The organism is Snodgrassella sp. W8135 (genome assembly GCF_016101225.1).
GTDB classification, from domain to species: domain Bacteria; phylum Pseudomonadota; class Gammaproteobacteria; order Burkholderiales; family Neisseriaceae; genus Snodgrassella; species Snodgrassella alvi.
In genome coordinates, this window is the sequence record NZ_JACFQX010000001.1 from 83,791 (window position 1) to 106,879 (window position 23,089).

The following is a 23,089-nucleotide window of genomic DNA, read 5'->3' on the forward strand; positions in this document are numbered from 1 at the left end:
TCGGTTATCTGGCATGATTCCGGCAGCCCTGTACTGATGTATCTGGATTATTCGGCACTACTGTTTGAATCTGACCAGTGTGTGTGTGCCGGTAATTTTTCGTCTGCATCCCCTACAGTGGGTTTCATCACGTGCGGTTCGGGGCGCATGCTGTTATAGCGCATATTATGTGAGTAAGTGCCATCCTGATAAACCACACGTGTACCCGGTTCATATTTCTGGCGCAGTTTTGTCTGTCCGCTGGCATCCTGATAGGTTTCCCATGTGCAGCCACTGATGGCCAGTAGACCGCAAATTAAACAGATTCCGGCACGCATGGTGTTGTCCTTTGAGGTTAGTCGTTTGTACAGGGATATTGTAGAGAATTTGTGTGCCTGCGTATAGTTGCTTTATAACAGAGACGGGGCAATCTGTAGCAGACTGTGCATATCCGGTACAGCAGCATCGATTCCGGCAGCCGGATGACTGTGTGTTCCGAACCATACTGTTCGCATGCCCAGTGTATGTGCTGTTTTCAGATTGGACAGGCTATCGTCTACCATAATGCATTGCTCAGGGCGGATATGCAGCTGTAGGCACAGGCTGTGGTAAGCATGCGGATGAGGTTTGTAAAGCATTTGTACATTATCAGTACCAAACAGGGCATGGAAATGAGATTCAATTTGCATGGTATTGATCAGTGCCTGTACATAATGGCTGGGACCATTGGAAAAAACGACTTTATAGCCGGGCAAATGGGTCAGAGTATGCTGTATTTGCGGCATAGGCTGCAACAGAGGCAAAATTTGTTCCAGCGGATGACACGCCAGCAGAAATTCCTGAAGATTGATTTCCGGATGGTGTTTTTGCAGTCCGGCCAGTGTGGCGCCATAATCCTGCCAGTACTGCTGACGCAGCCGGGAAGCGGCAATATCGTCGATATTCAGGGTGGTGGCTATATAGGCTGTCATGTGCTGATTGATAATACCGAATATGCCTGCATCAGCCTGATGCAGGGTATTGTCGAGGTCAAATAGCCAGTAATGAGTTGTCATGATTTGTAAGATGGCGTCAGATTTTTACTATAAACGTCTAAAACGGGTATGATTGTATATGAAGAATACCTAATGATTTTAATGGCAGGAGACCGGAATGAAAGCAGGTAAGTGGTTAATCGGAGTGCTGTGTCTGTTATTCAGTATGGTTGCACAGGCACAGACAGAGGTACGTCTGGCTGTACATGATTCATTTGCTTTACCTAAAAATGTTCTGGCTCAGTTTGAGCATGATAATAATGTGAAACTGACTGTGATTAAAGTCGGTAGCGGAAATGAAATGCTCAACAAGCTGATTTTAACTCGTGCTAAACCAATTGCTGATGCAGTATATGGTCTGGATAACAGTAATATTGCCAAGGCTCAGCAGTTTAAACTGTTTGCTCAGGCGCAGCCGTCCGGCCGTCCGGTTAATGTTTCTCTGCCGCAGGCTCTGGCAGTGGATTACGGCTATATTACGATTAATTATGATAAGGCATGGTTTCAGAAACATGGCAAAGCTGTGCCGCGCTCGCTGGAAGAACTGACAAGCCCGGCTTACCGCGATTTACTCGTCGTGCCCAGCCCGGCCACTTCCAGTGTGGGACTGGGTTTTCTGCTGGCGAATATTGGCGGCTTAGGAGAGCAGGGCACCTGGCAATGGTGGGCTAAAATGCGCCAGAATGGTGTAAAAGTGACTAAAGGCTGGAGTGAGGCCTATTACACTGAATTTACCTTGAACGGAGGCAGCCGGCCGATGGTGGTAAGCTATGCTTCCAGTCCGATAGCAGAAGTTTATTATGGTAAGGGTAAATACAAAACACCGCCAACTGCCGATTTACGCTTTAAAGGGGCAGTGTTCCGTCATATAGAAGGTGCTGCGGTACTGAATCATGCCAGTCAGCCTGCACTGGCCGCTAAACTGGTGCAATATCTGCAAAGCAATCAGGTACAGAATGCCATTCCGACATCCATGTGGGTTTATCCGGCTGTAAAAGGTGTGTCTTTGCCACCGGTATATGCTCATGTAAAAATTCCGACTACAGTAACGCAGCCAAGTATGGCTGATATGGCAGCTAAGCAGCAAAGCTGGGTTAAACAATGGGTAAAGGTAGTGCAGCGCTGAACAGATAACCTGTACTGTCGCCATGCGGCTGTTTATTGCGGCCGGAGTAAAAAATAAAAACAGGGCATGGATATGCCCTGTTTGGTTATATAAATACTGAATCTGAGGTAATCGTCTGGTAAATAAAGATGTAAACGGTATTGGGATGAAAGTTGTCAGTTTCGGGCAAAAATTGCTGCCGGGGCTGTTCTCATTACTGCCGCTGTTTTTTTTGCTGGCTGTGGTGCTGTTACCATTGCGGGCAATGCTGCAACAAACGGATGCAGACAGTTTCCGTATGGTGTGGCAGGACGAATATATGCGTCGCTTACTGGGCTGGACAGCTTCACAGGCTGCTATCAGCAGCGTGCTGACGTTGTTGCTGGGTGTACCGGTAGCATGGACGGTTACCCGTTTGCAGTTTAGCGGTCGAAACTGGGTACTGCGTTTGCTGATGCTGCCGTTTGTAATCCCCACATTAGTAGCCGGTGTGGGTATTCTGGCATTGTTTGGAGCACAGGGTTTATTGTGGCGCGGCTGGGAAGGTACGCCATGGTTATTGTTATACGGTAATGTATTTTTTAATCTGCCGGTAATGGTACGTGCCGGCTATCAGGGTTTGTGTCAGGTACCGGCAACACGTATGTATGCGGCGCAGACACTGGGTGCCGGAACATGGCAGCGCTTTGTCAGGATTGAAATTCCGCAGATGCTGCCATGGCTGGCCGGTGGTATGTGTCTGGTGTTTTTGTATTGTTTTTCCGGATTTGGTCTGGCTTTATTGCTTGGCGGTGAACATTACATTACGCTGGAAGTACAGATTTATCAGCTGATAGCTTATGAGCTGGATATGGCACAGGCAGGTGTGCTGGTGTTGTGGGTACTGGCCACAACTTTTCTGTCCGGTATTATATATGCGGTTCTGAGTAGATATTCGGCTCAAAAGGCAGTGATACAGATGTTGCCGCCGCAATTGCCGACAACCGGGCAGAAAGCCGGACTGGTAATGGCTTTGCTGCTGTTGCTGGGATGTTGTGCGCTGCCGCTGCTGGCTGTGTGCTGGCGTGCTTTGCTGGCTGGCAGTTCATGGCTGGTATTACTGGAAAGTACAACATGGCAGGCAGTACTGAATACTTTAAGCTTTACTTTAATGGCAATCATGCTGGCATTACTGCTGGGTTTTTTGCATGCTGCGCTGGCAAAGCGGCTGATGTGGGTGCGCAGTCTGACATTTTTACCATTTATGGCATCACCGGTGTGTGTGTCATTCGGGCTGTTGTTGTGTTATCCCGGCTGGACAGCATCATTAAGTATGCTGATATGTACGTATGCGCTGCTGGCTTATCCGTTTATTACCAAGGATGTACTGGCCGCATGGGACAGTTTGCCTGACAGTTATACACAGGCTGCGCGTACACTCGGTGCCGGCCGTATGCAAGTATTGCTGTATGTTATTGTACCCCTGTTACGACCGGCTTTGCAGCGCGGGCTGGCGCTGGCTGCGGCTACCTGTATCGGTGAGTTTGCGGCTACGCTGTTTCTGTCGCGGCCGGAATGGCAGACGCTGACTACACTGATCTATCATTATCTGAGTACCGCCGGACGGGATAATTATGACCGTGCAATGGTGCTGACCTTACTGCTGATGATGCTGACCATACTGATTTTTGCGTTAGTGGAATGGAGTAAGGACAAAAAGGAAACGCATCTATGCTGAGCTGGCAACACATTAATAAAAAATTTTCCGATAAAGTTGTTGCCGCGGATTTAAGTCTGGAGGTGGCCGACGGTCAGCTGGTAGCGGTACTGGGAGAAAGCGGCAGCGGTAAATCAACTTTGCTGAATATGGCAGCCGGTCTGGTACAACCTGATAGCGGCAATATTTTTATTAACGAAGAAAATATAACTTTTTTATTGCCGGAACAGCGCCGTATCGGGCTGATGTTTCAGGATTATGCTTTATTGCCGCATCTGAATGTGTGGCAAAACGTGGCTTTCGGACTGCGTATGCACGGAGTAAGCAAACCGCAAGCACAACAGCAGGCCATGCAAATGCTTGCCGAGGTGGGGCTGTCTGAAGCAGCTGCCCGGCAGGTAGATGCATTATCCGGCGGAGAGCAACAGCGGGTGGCACTGGCCAGAGCACTTGTTCTGCAACCGCAGGCATTGTTGCTGGACGAACCATTTTCAGCACTGGATACAACATTGCGCGCCAGTTTGCAGCAATTAACTGTGCGTTTATTGCGTCAGCAAAAATGTCCGGCTGTACTGGTTACTCACAGCCCGCTGGAGGCTTTTGCGCTGGCTGATCGTATTTGTTTGCTCAGGCATGGCTGCTGGATACAACAGGGTACTGCTGCACAACTGCTGGCACGACCGGCTGATGCATGGGCTGCGCGTTTACTGGGTTGTGATAATGTCAGCGATGTTTGTTACATTCCGCAAAACGCTCTGCAATATGATCCTGAAAACGGATTACAGGTGCAGGTAACAGAAGTATGTTTAACAGCCAGATCATATGATGTACAGTTGCTGCATCCGCAATACGGAATATTACGCTGGTGGCTGCCGCTGCATTATGCTGTGCAGGCAGGAGACTGGCTGCCATTAACGGTACAGCATCAACAAATTGTTTTCTTTCAGTAATACAGTGTCTGTTTGGCGGTAAACTGAATTAGTCGAAGAATGCATGCTCATGCCTACAAAAACGGTGCATAGTGGTATAATTGCGCCGATTTTTTTACCAATTATTGCAAGTACACACGGAGAACCTCATGGCTTTAGTTTCTATGCGCCAACTGCTCGACCATGCTGCGGAAAACAGTTATGGTCTGCCGGCGTTTAATGTCAATAATCTTGAACAAATGCGTGCGATTATGGAAGCGGCCGATGAAGTTAACGCTCCGGTGATTGTGCAGGCCAGTGCCGGTGCACGCAAATATGCCGGTGCCCCGTTTTTGCGACACCTTATTCTGGCTGCTATTGAAGAATTTCCGCATATTCCGGTTGTGATGCATCAGGATCATGGTGCATCACCGGAAGTATGTCAGCGTTCAATTCAGCTGGGCTTTTCATCAGTAATGATGGATGGTTCGTTGCTGAGTGATGCCAAAACACCTTCCACTTATGAATACAATGCAGATGTCACTCGCAAAACTGTCTATATGGCACATGCCTGCGGTGTATCAGTAGAGGGTGAAATCGGCTGTCTGGGTAATCTGGAAACCGGAGATGCCGGTGAGGAAGATGGTGTGGGTGCGGCAGGTAAACTCAGCCATGAACAGATGCTTACCAGTGTGGATGAGGCAGCGCGTTTTGTACAGGATACGGGTGTTGACGCTCTGGCCATTGCTATTGGTACCAGCCATGGCGCCTATAAATTTACCCGTAAGCCGACAGGGGAAGTACTGCGTATCGACCGCATCCGTGAAATTCATGAACGTTTACCTAATACCCATCTGGTTATGCATGGTTCCAGCTCAGTACCGCAGGAATGGTTGCAGGTGATTAACGAATTTGGCGGCAATATTCCGGAAACTTATGGTGTGCCGGTAGAAGAAATTGTCGAAGGTATTAAATACGGTGTACGCAAGGTTAATATTGATACAGATTTGCGTCTGGCCAGCACAGGCGCCATCCGTCGTTTTCTCGCTACACATCCGGCAGAATTTGATCCGCGTAAATACTTTACTGAAACCATTAAAGCCATGAAGCAGGTTTGTATTGATCGTTATGTGGCCTTTGGAGCTGCCGGTCATGCGAGCCAGATTAAACCAATTTCTTTGGAAAAAATGGCAAATCGTTACGCAGCCGGCGAACTGGTACAGATTGTAAAATAAGTATTTTTACATGTAGTAATGGACTGTCCGGAAAAGGACAGTCCATTGTTGTTTATATCCTGTTTTTTTAGTTTATCTGCCGGTGTGGCAGGAAAATCGATTCAGACACAGTCTGCTTCACAAAATGGTATGGCAGTCTGAGTAAACCGGCGCTGAAAATAGAGTAATCCCTGATTTTCCTGTGAATTAATATTTATGTGCTCAACTGCTACATAAAATACGCTGTGGCTGCCCATATCATGGCTATCGACAATGTGACCGTGCAAATGTGCCAGTGCTCCTACTAACTGAGGCTGGGCGGAGTGGTGATGATTTTGCCAGTCGTTTTGCAGAAAACGTTCGGTTACCGGAACAGATGTTATTCCGGCAAAATGCTCCGCTACATCCTGCTGAGATGAAGCCAGAACGTTAACACATAAACGCCCGTTGGCGCGGAGAACCGGTTGAATACGGGCGTTACGGTTAATGCATAATAATAAGGTAGGAGGTGTATCTGTTACCGATGTGACTGCGGTAAGGGTGATGCCATAACGGCCGGCTGAACCTTTGGTGGTAATAACATGTACTGCTGCGGCAACTTTTGACATCGCTTCACGATATTGTAAAGCTACGGCTGACGGTGGTTGATTCATTTTATTAAGTTTCTGGTTCTTCTTTATCGACAGCAATATTGGTAAATTCTTTCAGCATATTGCCCAGTTGATGTAATTTTTCCTGAGTATAACGCTGTTCCAGTACTTTGTACCGTGCATCTACTGAACGACACAAATCTTCATACAATTTTTCTCCGGCCGGGGTCAGCTTAAGAAAAACCCGTCGCTGATCATTGGATGGTTTAAGACGGACTACATAATCCAGTTTTTCCAGTCTTGTCAGGATACCAGTCAGGCTTGGGCGAAGAATGCATGCCTGTTTAGCTAAATCCTGAAAATCCATGATACCATTTTCTGCCAGTAAACGGGTAATACGCCATTGCTGATCAGTGATACCGATATCATTCAGCATCGGGCGAAAATGAGATAATAATGCTTCACGAGCCTGAATCAAGACAATGTTGAGGGACGAGTATTTAGATGTATTAATCACCTGTTTGCTCCAATCTTTCAGTATATCCGGTTCATATAACTATTAAATATAAAGCTAAAAAGTTATTTTTTACGAATTTTACATAATATTATTATAAATTTGAATAATTATGTGTAAATAAATTACAAAACAAGTACATTGTATTTAATTAATAGCTTGTTTTAGAATAAAAAATTATTTTTTAGTTGATTATTGCAATATTTTTGAAATTAAAAAAAGAAACCACCAATCCTAATACATAAAAGTGATCGCCGGATTTATCCGGCTGCTACCTGTATCTGTGGTTTGGTGGTTGAGAAGAAATAATTTGTAATTAATTAATTGTATTTTTGTAACTGTAAAGCAATTTTAGACATTCTGTCCTGTAGTTGAGCCAGTTCGGTACGGTCTTTTTCTACCAGATGCGCAGGTGCCTTGTCGGTATAGCCGGGTTTGGCCAGCTTTGCTTCAATTTTATCGATATTTTTCTGTAGTTTTTCTGCTTCTTTTTGCAGTCGTGCCGTTTCAGCAGCTTTATCCACTTCGACTTTCAGCATCAGGCGCGCACCCTGACATACTGCTACCGGTGCATCATCACTTTCTGGCAAATGAGTTACCTGTCTGGCTTCACTCAGACGTGCCATCAGTGGCAGATATGGAAGAATTTCACCCAGATCGGTATTGCTTTCAACCAGCAAAGGCACTTTTACACTCATCGCCAGCGCCATTTCACCACGCAAATTGCGTACTGAATTAACCAGCTCCTGCAAATAATGCATCTGATTTACCGCATTAGCATTATTCAGACTGCTGTCAGCCTGCGGCCATGTGGCCAGCATGATGCTGTCAGTATGTTTTGCGTTAGCCAGTGGTGCAATGGTCTGCCACAGTTCTTCAGTGATAAACGGCATAATCGGATGCAACAGGCGCAGTACTACTTCCAGAACGCGTACCAGTGTGCGCCGTGTTGCGCGCTGCTGTGCTTCATCACCACGTTGCAACTGAGTTTTGGCCAGTTCTACATACCAGTCACAGTATTCATTCCAGATGAATTCATATAAGGTCTGAGCAGCCATATCAAAACGGTAGGTGTCCAGTGCTTCACTTACTGCCGAAATGGTTTGCTGCAAACGGGTCAGCAGCCATTTATCAACAAAGCTGTAACTTAGCGGCAGACTTTCATCCTGCCCGCAATCGTGATTTTCAATATTCATCAGCACAAAACGGCTGGCATTCCACAATTTATTGCAGAAATTACGATAGCCTTCAGCACGTTTGAAATCGAAATTGATACTGCGGCCCAGGCTAGCATAGCTGGCCATAGTGAAGCGCAGAGCATCAGCACCGAATACCGGAATGCCGTCAGGAAATAGTTTTTGTGTCGCTTTAATTACCTGCGGCGCTTTTTCCGGACGGCGCAAACCGGTAGTACGTTTAACCAGCAGGTTTTCCAGATCGATACCGTCAATCAAATCCACCGGGTCAATGACATTGCCTTCAGATTTGGACATCTTCTTACCTTCATGGTCACGCACCATGCCATGAATATATACATCATGAAAAGGTACTTTGCCGGTGAAGTGGGTAGTCATCATAATCATGCGTGCTACCCAGAAGAAAATAATTTCATAACCGGTTACCAATACTTGAGAAGGTAGGAATGCCTGCAATTCCGGTGTTTTTTCCGGCCAGCCAAGTGTAGAAAACGGCACCAGAGCTGAAGAAAACCAAGTGTCCAGTACATCTTCGTCACGGGTCAGAACCGCATCTTCACCCGCCTGTGCCTGTGCTTCGGCTTCATTACGCGCTACATAAACGCGGCCGTTCTGATCGTACCATGCCGGAATCTGGTGACCCCACCACAACTGGCGGGAGATACACCAGTCCTGAATATTGTTCATCCACTGGTTATAAGTATTAACCCAGTTTTCCGGAATAAAGCGTACTTGTCCGCTTTCCACTGCATGAATACATTTTTCAGTCAGGGTTTTACCTTTAAACTCTGATTCCGGTTCGGGATTGGCAACATTATTATCAGCACTGCGGGTCATAGCCACAAACCACTGACTGGTCAGCATTGGTTCGATTACACTGCCGGTACGGTCACCTTTAGGTGTCATCAGTTTGTGTTCTTCCACTTTTACCAGTAAACCCTGAGCTTCAAGGTCTGCGACCATCTGTTTGCGTGCAGCAAAACGATCCAGTCCGGCATATTGTGCCGGTAACGTAATACCAGCCTGAGCCTGACCCTGAAAATCAAATACTTCTGCCTGCGGTAGTATTCTGGCATCCAGACTGAGTACATTAATCAGTGCAGTCTGATGACGTTTACCCACTTCATAGTCATTAAAATCGTGAGCCGGTGTGATTTTAACGCAGCCGGTACCGAAATCTTTATCTACATATTCATCAGCAATCACCGGAATAGTGCGGCCAGATAATGGCAGTACCAACTGTTTTCCGATGAAACCGGCATAACGTTCATCATCGGGATGTACGGCTACGGCTACGTCACCCAGCAAAGTTTCCGGACGGGTAGTGGCAACAATCAGAGCGTTGTCCGGATCATCGGCCAGCGGATAACGGATATGCCACATATGACCGTTTTCTTCGATATTTTCCACTTCCAGATCTGATACAGCTGTACCCAGTACCGGATCCCAGTTTACCAGCCGTTTACCGCGATAAATCAGACCCTGCTCAAACAGGCGTACAAATACTTCGGTAACCACTTCGGCACGCACATCGTCCATTGTGAAATATTCACGGCTCCAGTCTACAGAGCAGCCGACACGGCGCATCTGTTCGGTAATGGTGCCGCCGGAGAATTTTTTCCAGTCCCAGATTTTGGCAATAAATGCTTCCCGGCCTAAATCATGGCGGGTAATGTTTTCTACCGCCAGCTGGCGTTCCACCACAATCTGCGTAGCAATACCGGCATGGTCAGAGCCGGGAATCCAGCACACATTTTCACCTTTCATGCGGTGATAACGGGTAAGGCCATCCATAATGGTCTGGTTAAATGCATGCCCCATATGCAGGGTGCCAGTTACATTAGGCGGTGGCAGCTGAATAGCGAAAGAAGGTTTGCTTAAATCCAGTGACGGTGCAAAATAGCCGCGTTGTTCCCATTGCTGATATAAACGGGTTTCGATTTCACTCGGAGAATATTGGGTGTTTAACATGGTTACGAATTGGAAAAAAATCAAAAAATAAGATTCTGATTATAACCCATGCGCTGAGGCATGGTTTAAGACGATGCGCTTTTGTCAGAATCCGGATATCAAAGTAAACAGTCTTATTTTCAAAATAGAGGTTGAGTCGAATAAACGATTAATTATTAAGCAAATGTCATAAAAATTATGAGTACAGGCGGATAATTAACTAATAAATATATATTTCTGCTGCTTTACCTGTTTATTATCTGTGTAGGCGGGATAAAACTGTGCAGAAGCCCAATCAATTATCCCCCGGTATGCGTAGAATACAGGGGGAAGTAATTAAAAGTGGATTAATTCAGTAGCAGTGATTACTGGCAGACATTAGCGGAAGTAGTCATGCCTGTTGCTGCCATCGAAAGCAGCCGGTTTTCAGACAACACTTCTTAAAAGCTGCGGCCGGAGTTGCATGGACAGGGATCATTGCGCCCCAGCTTTTCATGCAGAACTTTGTCACCATGAACAATTCTTATTAGTCCGCGTTTAACGTTGGTTTCTGACGGGAAACCTCTGCGGCGTTTGCTGGTTGGCTCAAAAAAAGCCTTTATCATTAAATTTGCGCATTATCGTACTCCTTCTTAAGATAATATAATTAAACAGCAATCATAAATTGCTCGGAATATTTTACTGTAAAAATATAAAATTATCCATACCGGATGCTTATCATAAGCTATCTTCAGGAGATAGCAGATAATAAAAAGCTGCCTGAATATGAATTCAGGCAGCGTATTGAAGACTTGGATTATTGCGGTAATATACCTTTCATGCCTTTGGCCAGACGCATCAGTTTGCCCATACCGCCTTTAGTAAATGATTTCATCATTTTTTGCGACTGCTCAAATTGTTTGAGCATTTTATTCACTTCCTGTACGGTAACACCGGAACCATTGGCAATGCGGCGTTTACGGCTGGCTTTAATCAGCAGCGGATTGGCACGTTCTTTGGCTGTCATCGAGTTAATGATAGCTTCCACACGACTCATGGCTTTTTCTGCCGTGCCTTCCGGCACCTGTTTGGCCATTTGTCCCATATCGCCTGGCAGCTTAGACATAATGGATTCAATTCCACCCATTTTACGCATCTGCTGAATTTGTGCTTTAAAGTCATTCAGGTCAAAACCTTTGCCTTTATGCAGTTTTTTTGCCATCTGCTGCGCGGTTTTTTCATCAATGCCTTTTTGTACATCTTCAATCAGTGAAAGTACATCCCCCATGCCGAGAATGCGCGAAGCCAGACGATCCGGATAAAACGGTTCCAGCCCGTTGATTTTTTCACCTACACCAATAAATTTAATCGGTTTGCCGGTTACATGGCGTACAGACAAAGCGGCACCCCCACGGGCATCGCCATCCATTTTGGTTAATACCACACCTGTCAGAGGCAGCGTATCATTAAAAGCCTGTGCTGTATTTACGGCATCCTGACCCTGCATGGCATCTACTACAAACAGAGTTTCTACCGGATTAATCGCTGCATGTATCTGCCGGATTTCATCCATCATTTTCTGGTCAATAGCCAGCCGGCCGGCAGTATCCACCATCAGTACATCATAAAAATGTTTTTTGGCATGATCCAGAGCATTCAATGCAATGGTCACCGGCTGTTCACCTTCGTGTGAGGGGAAAAAGTCCACTTCAACCTGCTGTGCCAGTAGTTTTAACTGCTCAATTGCTGCCGGACGGTATACGTCGGCAGAAACTACCAGGACTTTTTTCTTCTGCTCATTTTTCAGCAGCCTGGCCAGTTTGCCTACCGTGGTGGTTTTACCTGCACCCTGCAAACCTGCCATCAGAATCACGGCTGGTGGAACTGCAGCCAGATTCAGACTGCTGTTTTCTGTGCCCATCAGTTCGGTAAGGGCATCGTTTACCACACCAACAAAAGCCTGCCCGGGTGTGAGACTGCCAATGACTTCCTGCCCGACTGCACGTTCTTTTACCGAAGCCATAAACGTTTTTACAACTGGCAGGGCAACGTCTGCTTCGAGTAATGCCATACGTACTTCACGCAGGGCATCTTTGATATTGTCTTCACTCAAACGCGCCTGTCCGCGCAGAGTTTTCGCGATTTTACTAAAGCGATCTGATAGATTGTCTAACATCGAAACCATCTCCGGCTAATTGTAAGCAGCCTGTATATGTTCGGTGAAAATTGCCTGTTGCCAGTCAATTCGCACAATAAATAGGTATGATAAGTAGCAATTTGGTTATAAAATGGCACCCCGTTGCTATACCTGCCTGTATTTTTTAGCCGGCATAGCAATAATAAATACCTATTTTACACTACGCGCGCCAATTTTTGGCGCGCTATTGCTGCGGAAAAATCATGAGCTTATTGCTGCTGGTGCTTATTCTTGCTTATGTCGTGCTTTCTGTACTGGCATGGCGGTTCTGGCAACGTCATACTGATGTGCCTTATCCGTTGCGAGGTGAGCAGTCACTGCTACTGCTGATATTGCTGCTGCATACCTTTGTTGTTTGGCAGCCAATGTTGCAGCAGCATGTACTGCTGGTGGGGTTCGGTCAGGCACTCAATCTGATTACCTGGTTAATGGTAATGCTGTATTGGGTAGGCAGTTTTCGCTATCGCCTGCAGGGATTACAGCTGGCGCTGTTTCCCTGTTCGGCACTCGTACTGTTGATTGCCTTACTGCTGCCCGGGCAGGCTATTGCTTACCCGATGCACAACACAGCATTCATGATACATGTTTTGTCGGCATTGCTGGCTTATGCCCTCTTTGGCATTACAACCCTGCTGGCTGTGCTCATGCTGGTACGCAATCATTATCTGCACCGGCGTAAAACTGTTCCGCAGCAATCATTCCTGCCGCCTTTGCTGGCTATTGAAAAATTAATGTTTCAAGGCCTGCAGGCGGGTTTTGTGCTGCTGACTATAGCGGCTGTCAGCGGCACAGTATTTTCCGAAGCTGTATTTGGTGAGCCGGCACGTTTTAACCACAAAACGGTATTCGGCGTGCTGTCATGGATAATCTATCTGGTTATCCTGCTCAGACATCATATGCAGGCATGGCGCGGGAAAAAAGTGGCATGGTGGGTTATTGTGTCATTTGTCAGCCTGATGCTGGCTTATTTTGGCAGCAAATTTGTGCTGGAAATTTTGTTTTAATCTTTTTTGTAACTAGTTTCACCCTGATTTGTAACCATAGGATATTTGAATGAGTGACTTACAATCGTCAGTTGACAGCTCGAAGCAGAGCGCAGCTGAACAGCGTTTAGCCACACCTGAAGGACGACGGGAATTTGTTAGAGCAACACTTTCCTGCTGGCTCGGAACCACCATGGAGTATGTGGATTTTGCTTTATACAGTCTGGCCGCAGGGCTGGTATTCGGAGATGTATTTTTTCCGGGAAAAACGTACACAATTGCTCTTCTGTACAGTTTTACCACTTATTCAGTCGGCTTTGTTGCTCGCCCGATCGGTGCCATATTTTTTGGCCGTCTTGGCGACCTTAAAGGACGTAAATTTGTACTGGTAACTACTATTGCTCTGATGGGCATTTCCACCACACTGATTGGTTTTATTCCTAGCTATGCCACTATCGGGATATGGGCACCAGTTCTTCTAGTTGTACTGCGTTTTATGCAGGGTTTCGGAGCCGGTGCCGAACTTTCCGGCGCTACAGTAGTGCTGGGAGAATATGCACCACCCAAACACCGCGGTCTGATTGCTTCGATTATCGGTATCGGTTCCAACAGTGGTACGCTGGTCGCTTCGTCTGTCTGGCTGCTGGTGTTAATGCTGAATAAAGAAGATGTAGCCAGCTGGGGTTGGCGGATACCTTTTATTCTCAGTGCACTGATTGCTCTTGCTGCTACTCTTATTCGCCGCCATTTACGGGAAACTCCGGTATTCGAGCAGGAACAAAATGAAGTTAAACAATCTCAGGTGCAAAAAACTGAAATATCAGTTTCACAAGTTACTGAAACAGATGAAAGCATTCCCTTTCTGGCACGTGTTAAAGCATTTCTGGCAGGTAACAAAGCATTTTTTGTTATGCTGGGCTTACGTATTGGTGAAAATGGCCCATCTTACCTGGCGCAGACATTTGTTATCGGCTATGTTGTCAAATCTCTAAAAATGAATGAAAACGTTGCGACTTCTGCGGTATTTGTTGCGTCTTTGTTAGGCTTTTTTGTGATTCCGTTTGCCGGCTGGTTATCCGACAGGTTTGGCCGCCGTATTGTTTACCGCTGGTTCTGTTTTCTGCTGATGCTGTATGCTGTTCCGGCTTATATGTTTCTGGAAACACGAGATCCTTTTATCGTAGCCAGTATTATTGTTATTGGTATGTGTCTGGCGTCACTGGGTATTTTTGGTGTACAGGCAGCCTATGGGGTAGAACTGTTCGGGGTGCGTAATCGTTACTCTAAAATGGCTCTGGCCAAAGAGATCGGAGGTATCATGTCAGGTGGTATTGCGCCATTAGTTGCCACAGCATTGCTGGATCATTACAAGATATGGTGGCCGATTGCAATTTATTTTGCAGCAATGGCAGGCATTGGCTTTATAACTACATTCTATGCTCCGGAAACTCGCGGGCGCGACCTGAATGCAGTAGAAGACGCTATTTAACTGCTTTAACAAATTGATAGAATCACTAATAACGGAGTCAGTTACTGACTCCGTTGTAATTGAAGCACAGGTAAATATTTATGAAGCGTATCGTAATTGACTGTGATCCCGGCAATGGTATTGCAGGTGCGAATGTAGATGACGGGCTGGCACTGGCGCTGGCACTGGCTGCAGATTCAATTAAACTGGAATTGATTACCATTGTAGCTGGTAATACACCACGGGATACCGGTTTTCAGGTAGCGCACCAATTAATGCAGGAATTGAATCAAAGCATCCCGGTAGTAAAAGGAGCTGCTCAGGCATTACTTGAACCGGCTGCCCCATGGCGTGAACAACTGGATAATAATGTACGCAAACAGGGATTATTGTCTTTATGGGACAATCTGCCACCGCTGCCGCCATTAAATGATCACAGTGCGCCACATGCAGCTCAGGCAATTGGTGAACTGGTGTGTAATAACCCCGGTGAAATTACCGTGGTGGCTATTGGTCCGTTAACCAATATTGCCCATACCATCCAGCTTTATCCCGATTTTGCCCGGTCTGTTGCCGAAATTGTCATCATGGGTGGTGTATTTCAGCTGGACAGCTACCTTAAGGACACCAACTTCGCTGTTGATCCTGAAGCAGCCAAAATTGTTATCGAAAGTGGAGCCAATATTACCCTTGCACCGCTGGACGTAACTACACAGACACTGCTAACCCATCAGGATCTGGATAAACTTCAGAGCTTTGCCAATCCGCTTGCAGATTTTATTGTCCGTACATCACGTCCGTGGATGGACTATTCTATTCAGACACGCCAGCTGGCTGGTTGCTGGATTCATGATGTATTGTGTGTCGCCAAGCTGATTGATGAAAGCGTTGTTACCAGCTCGCCTTATATTGTTGATGTATCCACTGCGCGTGACTGTACCCGTGCCAGCAGCCGTCGCTGGAAAGAGGGTGCACTCAGACTGACTGTTGGTATGCCGCCGGTCAGTCATCAGCCTGTTAATGTAATGGAGCAGGTAGATAATCAGCGTTTACTTGAAATTATATTTAATGCATTAGGTCAGTATCGCTGCTAGAAAATATCAGAATATCTTACAGTAATAACAAAAATCTGTTCTAATACCGCTATAATAAATATTTATGGTTTTAATAACCATCATGATAACGATAATCCGCATCAGAATATTGCATTTGTTTATTTCAGTGTTAGCATAGGCACGCAATACAAGAGAAATTAGCAGGTTTACCATGTATAAATTAATTATCAATATTTCTCTTCCTGTTTTGTGGCGACAACAAAACAGGAGAGCATAATGTTAGCCAAAATCAGTCAGAAATTACCTGAATTATCTTCAGCAGAACGTCGGGTGGCTGAATGTGTACTGGCGCAGACTAAGTGGTTTGTACACGCAGCTGTAGCCAATATTGCTAAAGAGGCACGTGTCAGCCAGCCTACGGTTATCCGTTTTTGCCGCAGCATGGGCTATAGCGGGTTGCCTGAATTTAAACTTAATCTTTCTGCCAGTATCGGTCATGACGGCATGCCATATGTCCATGAAGAGCTTAACAGCACAGATTCTATGCAGGACGTGCTGAATAAAGTTATAGCCAGTACCGCAGCCACAGTGCTTGGCAGCCGTAAATCTCTTAATGCGGCTGACTTGGAAACCGCAGTCAGGCTGATGGCCAAAGCGCGCCGTATAGAATTCTATGGGGCAGGCAATTCAGGTATTGTCGCAATGGATGCTCAGCACAAACTTTTCCGTTTTGGTTTGTCTACAGTTGCCTATACCGATAGTCATGTACAACTGATGGCTGCTGCCGTATTGTCACCACAAGATGTGCTGGTTGTTATTTCGCATTCAGGTTCTTCACGAGATTTACTTGATGCAATTAAAATTGCCAAGGGTAACGGCGCCAAAGTAATTGCTCTTACCCGTGCCGGATCACCCGTCGCACAAGCCTGTGACTGTGTCATTAGTGTTGTTACCCCTGAAGACAGCGAAAAATATACCCCGATGATTTCCCGTCTGCTACAGCTGATGGTAGTTGATATGCTGACTATCGGCCTGGCCTTGCATCTGGGCGAAAATGTAAGCGAAATGCTGGCAAAAACCAAGGCAGGAGTTAAGCTGAAATTTTTACAACACTAATTTCAGCAGAAAAACAGCTTTTAGTATGATTCACTATCAGCCAATATGATTACCTGTATGAAGTTTCTGCCGGTTGTCAGCGGGTTTGCATTGTCCCCTCAGGCACGGTATTTATCTTAAATTATTACAACGAAATGAGCGCTAGTGAGTAACAAAACCCGTCAAATTAAACGTCAGACCGAACAGCAGAAAAAGGTTAAAAATTCAGAAGCGGCTACGCAGCAGAAAAGAGGCTCTGCCATTCTGGTAGGCATTATTGCTATTTGTCTGCTTGCCGGAGGGCTGTATATCGGCGGCTGGTTTAATCTGGTTACGCCGGCACAGATTCAGCAGTGTGAAACAGCAGTCAGACAAACATTTCCACAGGCTGCTGATCAGAATGTCTTGCTACCCAAATGTAATAATCGCCATATGATTGAAGGCATGAGCAGTCCGGGCAGCCAGAAACTGAGTTCTAAACAGATACTGGACAGTCTGGATGTGGGCAAAACTGTTGATTTAGTTTCCATGTTTATCGGTGGTGCGCTGATTGGTGCGGCTATTGCTGCATTTGCAGCCAGCTACCGTATTTTCCAGCGCAAGCTTGGTAAAAATACCGATTGATTTAAAAGCGTACTTTACAGCCTAAATTCTATAAAAACTGGTTAATCAATGTATATGCAGTATAATTAATCATTATTTACTAATAAGATATGGTTTGTACATGAATAAAAAAACTATCCGTTTATTGCTGGCTCTGGTGTGCAGTTTATTTTTCAGCCTGAATGTCTATGCCCAAAAATCCTTTAAACCACAAAATGGTGATCTTATTTTTCTGGAAAATTGTGACGGCGGTATGAATAGTGCCATTAAGGCTGCTACCAGTGGTCTGGCCGGATACAATTTTACTCATGTTGGAATTGTCTGGCAGAAAAACCCAAATCAGTATTTTGTTATTGAAGCCACCACTCCTGAAGTCCGTATCACATCACTGAAAACATATCTGCATCCCAAAAAAAAATGTCAGCCGCGAGCAGTAGTGGGCAGATTGAAAGCACCTTATCAGGCACTGATTCCTTCTGCTCTGATTTATGCACAGCAAAAAGTAGGTAAAAAATACGATGATGCCTTTGATATCACCAACGATCAGTATTACTGTTCTGAGCTGATTTATCAGATATTCAAGGAAGCCAACAACGGGCAGGAAGTATTCCCATTACGCGCAATGACCTTTAAGTCTAAAGATACTGGTGAATTTCCTGATTACTGGGTAAAACATTTCCAGAAAATGGGTATTCCGATACCTGAGGGTCAGCCTGGAAATAATCCGGGCGATATGTCCCGCTCTGATTTAATTGATATTGTTCATTACTATTAGTTATTAACCAACAGACCGACATTAATTATGCTGGTCTGTTTCATTATAGAAACTAAACTTTATCCGGCACATACCAAATTAACCAATCACTAATCACGAGTCAGATAAACGGATTAATACAGATATCCGTACTATTCCTGAATAATGAAAACTAATAGCATCAAAAAATTTTATACCGAGTTAGCTGTCTTATATTTATGATTAGCAAAATGACAAATGTATTTTTAAAGAAAGAAATTTATATATCAATTCAGCATCATTTTATTAATAGAATAGAAAAGCGAATAGATAAAATAATCGAATTGTAATTAACTTGCATAAAAAATTCAGAAATAGAATATTATTATTGCATAAAATTATTTATTTGTACCGAGTTCACCCGCTTAAGCTGTATTTCATTATCTATATTGGTATTTTATGTTTACGTTGTGTAAATATCCTCTTTATAATACACAACACTCAATTTACACCTGAAAGCACTAAACAGTGTCATCGTCTGCCGTATTACAATCAGGACAGGAATTTAAAAGAGGGTTGATTACCGCTTTGCCGGTTATGCTGAGTTTTATTCCGTTTTCATTGGTGTTAGGTGCGCAGGCAATTCAAAAAGGAATGCGTACCGGTGAAATTTCACTGCTTACTGCGGTAAACTTTGCCGGTGGTTCCGAATTTGTAGCGGTTAATTTGTGGACTTCACCCCCGCATTTAATCTTAATTGCTTTAATGACACTACTGGTAAACAGTCGCCATATTCTGATGAGTGCGGCACTGACACCTTATCTAAAAGATCTGCCCAGACGAAAAGTATTATCTGCACTGCTTTTAATGTGTGACGAAAGCTGGGCACTGGCATTTACTGATGCGAAAAACTCACCAAAGCAGAAATTCAGCTATTATTTTTATCTTGGTGCCAGCATAGGTCTGTATGTCGTCTGGGTCGGATTCACAACTGTGGGTGCACTTATCGGACCGGTTATTGGCGATGTTACTCATTACGGTTTTGATATGGCCTTTGTGGCAGTATTTCTGGTTTTACTCAAAGGAATGTGGAAAGGTTTTACTGCAGCTATTCCATGGCTGGTGAGCCTGCTGGCGGCGATTGCCGGCTATCTTTTCCTGCCTGGTGCATGGTATGTATTACTGGGTACAATATCCGGCTTAACTGTAGCTTTTATCATGGCAGCGTATGATTGATTTATCAGCTTTACTCACTATTCTGTCCATGGCGGTAGTTACTTACATCACCCGAATCAGTGGTTATCTGTTATTACGCAATCGTGAGCTTAGTCCGCGCCTGACTAAAGTTCTTGAATCCATCCCCGGCTGTGTTCTGATTGCTGTAATCGCTCCTGCCTTTGCCACAACCAATCCGGCTAATCTTTTAGCCGTTATCATCACAATATTACTGGCGTGGCGATTTTCATTGTTACCAACAGTGGTGTTCAGTATCGCTATTACGGCTTTTCTGCGTCACTATCTGCTCAGCTAAATACCGCATATTCCTGACCCAATAACAGTAATAATTTCTAAAAATATATTAAAAACAGTCTGTTTGATAGCGCAAATCTGGCATTTCATGGAAATAAAAAATCAATTCCTGTAAGGAAATCCTGTGTAACAACGACTTCAAACCGGCGCAATTATCATCAATTCCGATTTATTTTGCTTGTTATGTTCTGTTCTTTAAGAAAATAAAATTTATTAATATCTTAAATGAATAATTTTTGTACTGATAAGCAGGGCTGGGTAGATGTAAATTTTTCCGCTAGTATATCAATGTATGTTGGAGTTAATTTATTAATTTAATTGCATAATGATAAAGGAAAGAACATGAATAATACATTAATAGAAGCCATTGAAAAACGTCGTACCCAGTATGCACTCGGCAGGAATATTACTCAGGCACAGGAAGAAATAACTGCTTTAATAGAAGAAGCCATTAAACTGTCTCCGTCAGCTTTTAATTCGCAAAGTTCACGTGCTGTAATCCTGTTTGGTCAGCAAAGTGAAAAATTCTGGCATATTGTCATGAATGAATTGCGTATCATAGTACCTGCAGACAAATTTGCCCCCACAGAGGCCAAAATTAATAGTTTTGCGGCTGGTGTCGGTACCATATTATTTTATGAAGATCAGCAAATCATCACCAGCCTGCAACAGCAATATCCCAACTATGCTGAGCAGTTTCCTGTCTGGTCGGAACAGGGAAGCGGTATTGCCCAGTTTGCAGTCTGGTCTGCTCTGGCAAATGCTGGCATCGGCGCCAGCCTGCAACACTATAACCCTTTGCCGGATGCGGCAGCTGCTAAAGAATGGCATATACCGGAAAGCTGGAAGCTGCGTGCCATGATGCCTTTTGGTTCCAATGAAGCACCTTTCCCTGAAAAAAGCTTTATTGATGATACGGAACGATTTAAAGTATTTTACTGAATCAGATAAGATATCTGCATAAAATGAATTCTGAAATGCTGCCGGCCGGATCAGAATATCTCTGATCCGGTCAGATTTTTATCGATTTTCCGCTTTGGAATGATAATTTTAGCCCTTTTTGAACAATAAGAACTAATATTGCTTTTTTATTATAATTAAAAAATAAAATTTTAAGATTTTAAATAAATTAATTTAATATTGATAATTAAATATAAATTTAAACATAAAAAAAGCTAATACTGTATTTTGATATAATTTTTATATCTGAAAACTTTTATATAATTCATTAATTTTAATTAAATTAAAAAAATTATTTTAAAACATATATTTATATAATATTTAATATCGATTTAATGCAAGTTTCTATAAAAAATACTGTTACTACTAAATTTATTAAGTATATTTATGTAAATGATAATAGAATATTTAAAGTTGTAATTAACTTTAAATAACGTTAAAATTAACTAGTATTAACATTCATTAAGCATAAATGCGTATAAAAAAACCAGTTTTATTGTTAAATCTATTAGGGATAAGTCTGTTACAAGCCAATGCTGCATCAATGAACGAAGCGGCTGAACAGATAGATAAGAAACAACAGCAGCAAATTATACGCGAGCAGCAGCGTCAGCAGCAATTCCGGCAGCAAATGCAGCCTGATGTAAACGTACATTTGCAGCCTGCGGAAGAAAATCTGTCTGGAACAGGTAAACTGATAACAGATGAAACTCCCTGTTTTGCTATCCAGGACATCCGTCTGGTCGGAGAAGATGCAGGTCATTTTCAGTTTGCCCTGAAAAAAGCTCTTCGTCAGAGTCAGTTTACGCCCGGTATGTGTCTGGGCGGAAAAGCGATAAATCAGATTATGATTCTGGCGCAAAATGCCGTTATAGAACGTGGCTATACCACTACCCGTATTCTGGCCAGTCCGCAAGATATTAATAGCGGGCAATTACAGCTGAGTGTTATTGCCGGACGGGTTCATGCTATTCGTTATAATCTGGATGATTCTGCTTCCAGACATGTTAGTCGTATTCGCCATATTCAGAATGAATTTCCGGTCAGGGCTGGTGATATTCTGAATTTACGTGCATTGGAGCAAGGGCTTGAAAACCTTCGCCGGGTTCCGACTGCTGAAGCCGATATTCAGATTGTGCCGGCAGACGAGCCCAATCAGAGTGATATAGTAATAAGCTGGTCACAGCGTACCGTGCCAATGCGTTTAAGTTTCAATATAGACGATTCCGGCAGTCATTCAACCGGACGTTATCAGGGAGGTGTCACTCTATCGGTAGATAATCCTCTTGGATTAAGTGATTTATTCTACATCAACTACAATCATGATCTGGGTAGCAAAGACAGCTATTTTGACAGTGATGGCAATCGTACCGGCAGTGGTACACACGGCTATGCCCTGCATTACTCAGTTCCTTTCGGTAACTGGCAGATTGCCTTCAACCGCAATCATTACCGCTATCATCAGGCAATAGCAGGTTATAACGAAAACTATGATTACAGTGGTAACAGTGACAATACCGATCTGGGTTTAACCCGTATGCTTTACCGCAACAGCCATCGCAAAATCGATGTTACCGCTAAGGTATGGAAACGCGAATCGCATAATTTTATTAACGATGCCGAAATTGAAGTTCAGCAGCGTCATACTGCAGGCTGGGCTGTCAATCTGAATCATCAGGAATATATCGGTAATGCCGTCGTCAATCTGGGGCTGGGCTACAAGCGTGGTACTGGCGCGGATAACAGTTTGCGTGCACCTGAAGAAGAATTTGGTGAAGGTACTTCACGCATGAAAATCATTACCGTAGATGCCGGTTTATTGTGGCCGTTCACGCTGGGTAATCAGCAGTTAAGCTATGACAGCTCCTTTCACGGACAGTGGAACAAAACACCATTAATTACCCAGGATCAGCTTTCCATTGGCGGCCGTTACACCGTGCGTGGTTTTGATGGCGAAGTTACCTTGATGGGTGAGCGCGGCTGGTATTGGAATAATAACCTGAACTGGCAATACAAAGGCCGCCATCAGGTATATCTCGGACTTGATGTCGGCCACGTTTCCGGGCCGTCAACTGAAATGCAGCTGGGAAAAACACTGGCTGGAGCAGTTATCGGCTTTAAAGGACAAATCAAAGCCGGCGGACAATGGTATTACGACATCTTTGCCGGTAAACCAATATACAAACCGCAATACTTCCGTACGGACAGAACCAATGTAGGCTTCAGTCTTAATTATTCAATGTAAATTGTTAAAGAAACAAAAAATGGCTATGAATTAAAGATATAAAGCCAGATTTAAG

The 23,089-nt window shown here is 44.4% G+C and carries 21 protein-coding genes; 14 read left to right on the plus strand and 7 right to left on the minus strand.

Annotated features, from left to right (window positions below):
* Positions 1-47: 47 nt before the first annotated feature.
* Both H3T75_RS00330 and H3T75_RS00335 read right to left on the minus strand, forming a co-directional pair.
* On the minus strand, positions 48-317 hold the full coding sequence (locus H3T75_RS00330) for a hypothetical protein (RefSeq protein WP_025331518.1): 270 nt from the start codon (positions 315-317) through the stop codon (positions 48-50).
* Positions 318-389: 72 nt separating this feature from the next.
* Positions 390-1,034, minus strand: coding sequence for a pyrimidine 5'-nucleotidase (locus tag H3T75_RS00335; protein WP_078474994.1), 645 nt, complete (start codon positions 1,032-1,034; stop codon positions 390-392).
* Between the two features lie 97 nt (positions 1,035-1,131).
* On the opposite strand from H3T75_RS00335, the gene H3T75_RS00340 reads away from it, so the two are divergent.
* The 4 genes from H3T75_RS00340 (at position 1,132) to fba (ending at position 5,957) form a co-directional block, all read left to right on the plus strand.
* Positions 1,132-2,139, plus strand: coding sequence for a thiamine ABC transporter substrate binding subunit (locus tag H3T75_RS00340; protein WP_198210737.1), 1,008 nt, complete (start codon positions 1,132-1,134; stop codon positions 2,137-2,139).
* Positions 2,140-2,284: 145 nt separating this feature from the next.
* Positions 2,285-3,835 carry an iron ABC transporter permease gene (locus tag H3T75_RS00345; protein ID WP_198210738.1) on the plus strand — a complete coding sequence of 517 codons (1,551 nt, stop codon included), beginning with the start codon at positions 2,285-2,287 and terminating at the stop codon, positions 3,833-3,835.
* Positions 3,829-4,764, plus strand: a complete 936-nt coding sequence (locus H3T75_RS00350; RefSeq protein WP_198210739.1) for an ABC transporter ATP-binding protein — start codon at positions 3,829-3,831, stop codon at positions 4,762-4,764. Before H3T75_RS00345 ends, H3T75_RS00350 begins: the two co-directional genes overlap by 7 nt.
* A 128-nt stretch (positions 4,765-4,892) precedes the next feature.
* Positions 4,893-5,957: a class II fructose-bisphosphate aldolase gene (gene fba, locus H3T75_RS00355; protein WP_084586077.1), complete on the plus strand. Its 1,065-nt coding sequence runs from the start codon at positions 4,893-4,895 to the stop codon at positions 5,955-5,957.
* Between the two features lie 101 nt (positions 5,958-6,058).
* On the opposite strand, the gene hpaC is transcribed toward fba, so the two are convergent.
* The 5 genes from hpaC to ffh all read right to left on the minus strand — a co-directional run bounded on the left by hpaC (position 6,059) and on the right by ffh (position 12,341).
* A complete protein-coding gene (hpaC, locus tag H3T75_RS00360; protein WP_198210740.1) occupies positions 6,059-6,589 on the minus strand; it encodes a 4-hydroxyphenylacetate 3-monooxygenase, reductase component in 531 nt (176 codons plus the stop codon).
* A gap of 4 nt (positions 6,590-6,593) precedes the next feature.
* Positions 6,594-7,043 (minus strand): homoprotocatechuate degradation operon regulator HpaR, encoded by a 450-nt coding sequence (hpaR, locus tag H3T75_RS00365; protein WP_078474998.1) that lies wholly within the window; start codon positions 7,041-7,043, stop codon positions 6,594-6,596.
* Positions 7,044-7,360: 317 nt separating this feature from the next.
* Positions 7,361-10,207 carry a valine--tRNA ligase gene (locus H3T75_RS00370; protein WP_084550083.1) on the minus strand — a complete coding sequence of 949 codons (2,847 nt, stop codon included), beginning with the start codon at positions 10,205-10,207 and terminating at the stop codon, positions 7,361-7,363.
* A 419-nt stretch (positions 10,208-10,626) separates the two neighbouring features.
* A complete protein-coding gene (locus H3T75_RS00375; RefSeq protein ID WP_198210741.1) occupies positions 10,627-10,791 on the minus strand; it encodes an SEC-C metal-binding domain-containing protein in 165 nt (54 codons plus the stop codon).
* 191 nt (positions 10,792-10,982) lie between these two features.
* A complete protein-coding gene (gene ffh, locus H3T75_RS00380; RefSeq protein WP_198210742.1) occupies positions 10,983-12,341 on the minus strand; it encodes a signal recognition particle protein in 1,359 nt (452 codons plus the stop codon).
* A 224-nt stretch (positions 12,342-12,565) separates the two neighbouring features.
* Here ffh and H3T75_RS00385 point away from each other — a divergent pair, with 224 nt between their 5' ends.
* From H3T75_RS00385 to H3T75_RS00430, 10 genes are all read left to right on the plus strand, one after another.
* Positions 12,566-13,366: an inner membrane protein YpjD gene (locus tag H3T75_RS00385; RefSeq protein ID WP_037394291.1), complete on the plus strand. Its 801-nt coding sequence runs from the start codon at positions 12,566-12,568 to the stop codon at positions 13,364-13,366.
* 49 nt (positions 13,367-13,415) lie between these two features.
* Entirely contained in the window at positions 13,416-14,834 is a 1,419-nt protein-coding gene (locus tag H3T75_RS00390; RefSeq protein WP_100125016.1) for an MFS transporter, read from the plus strand.
* Positions 14,835-14,914: 80 nt separating this feature from the next.
* A complete protein-coding gene (locus H3T75_RS00395; protein ID WP_084564893.1) occupies positions 14,915-15,907 on the plus strand; it encodes a nucleoside hydrolase in 993 nt (330 codons plus the stop codon).
* A 237-nt stretch (positions 15,908-16,144) separates the two neighbouring features.
* A complete protein-coding gene (locus H3T75_RS00400; RefSeq protein WP_084547476.1) occupies positions 16,145-16,984 on the plus strand; it encodes a MurR/RpiR family transcriptional regulator in 840 nt (279 codons plus the stop codon).
* Positions 16,985-17,128: 144 nt separating this feature from the next.
* Positions 17,129-17,587 (plus strand): hypothetical protein, encoded by a 459-nt coding sequence (locus H3T75_RS00405; RefSeq protein WP_084564895.1) that lies wholly within the window; start codon positions 17,129-17,131, stop codon positions 17,585-17,587.
* A gap of 100 nt (positions 17,588-17,687) precedes the next feature.
* Entirely contained in the window at positions 17,688-18,341 is a 654-nt protein-coding gene (locus H3T75_RS00410) for a YiiX/YebB-like N1pC/P60 family cysteine hydrolase (RefSeq protein ID WP_078475005.1), read from the plus strand.
* Positions 18,342-18,896: 555 nt separating this feature from the next.
* Positions 18,897-19,535, plus strand: coding sequence for an AzlC family ABC transporter permease (locus tag H3T75_RS00415; protein WP_198211250.1), 639 nt, complete (start codon positions 18,897-18,899; stop codon positions 19,533-19,535).
* Positions 19,528-19,830: an AzlD family protein gene (locus H3T75_RS00420; protein WP_078475007.1), complete on the plus strand. Its 303-nt coding sequence runs from the start codon at positions 19,528-19,530 to the stop codon at positions 19,828-19,830. The genes H3T75_RS00415 and H3T75_RS00420 overlap by 8 nt, the downstream gene beginning before the upstream one ends.
* Positions 19,831-20,171: 341 nt before the next feature.
* Positions 20,172-20,771 carry a nitroreductase family protein gene (locus H3T75_RS00425; protein WP_198210743.1) on the plus strand — a complete coding sequence of 200 codons (600 nt, stop codon included), beginning with the start codon at positions 20,172-20,174 and terminating at the stop codon, positions 20,769-20,771.
* A 490-nt stretch (positions 20,772-21,261) separates the two neighbouring features.
* A complete protein-coding gene (locus tag H3T75_RS00430; protein WP_198210744.1) occupies positions 21,262-23,034 on the plus strand; it encodes a ShlB/FhaC/HecB family hemolysin secretion/activation protein in 1,773 nt (590 codons plus the stop codon).
* Positions 23,035-23,089 lie beyond the last annotated feature (55 nt).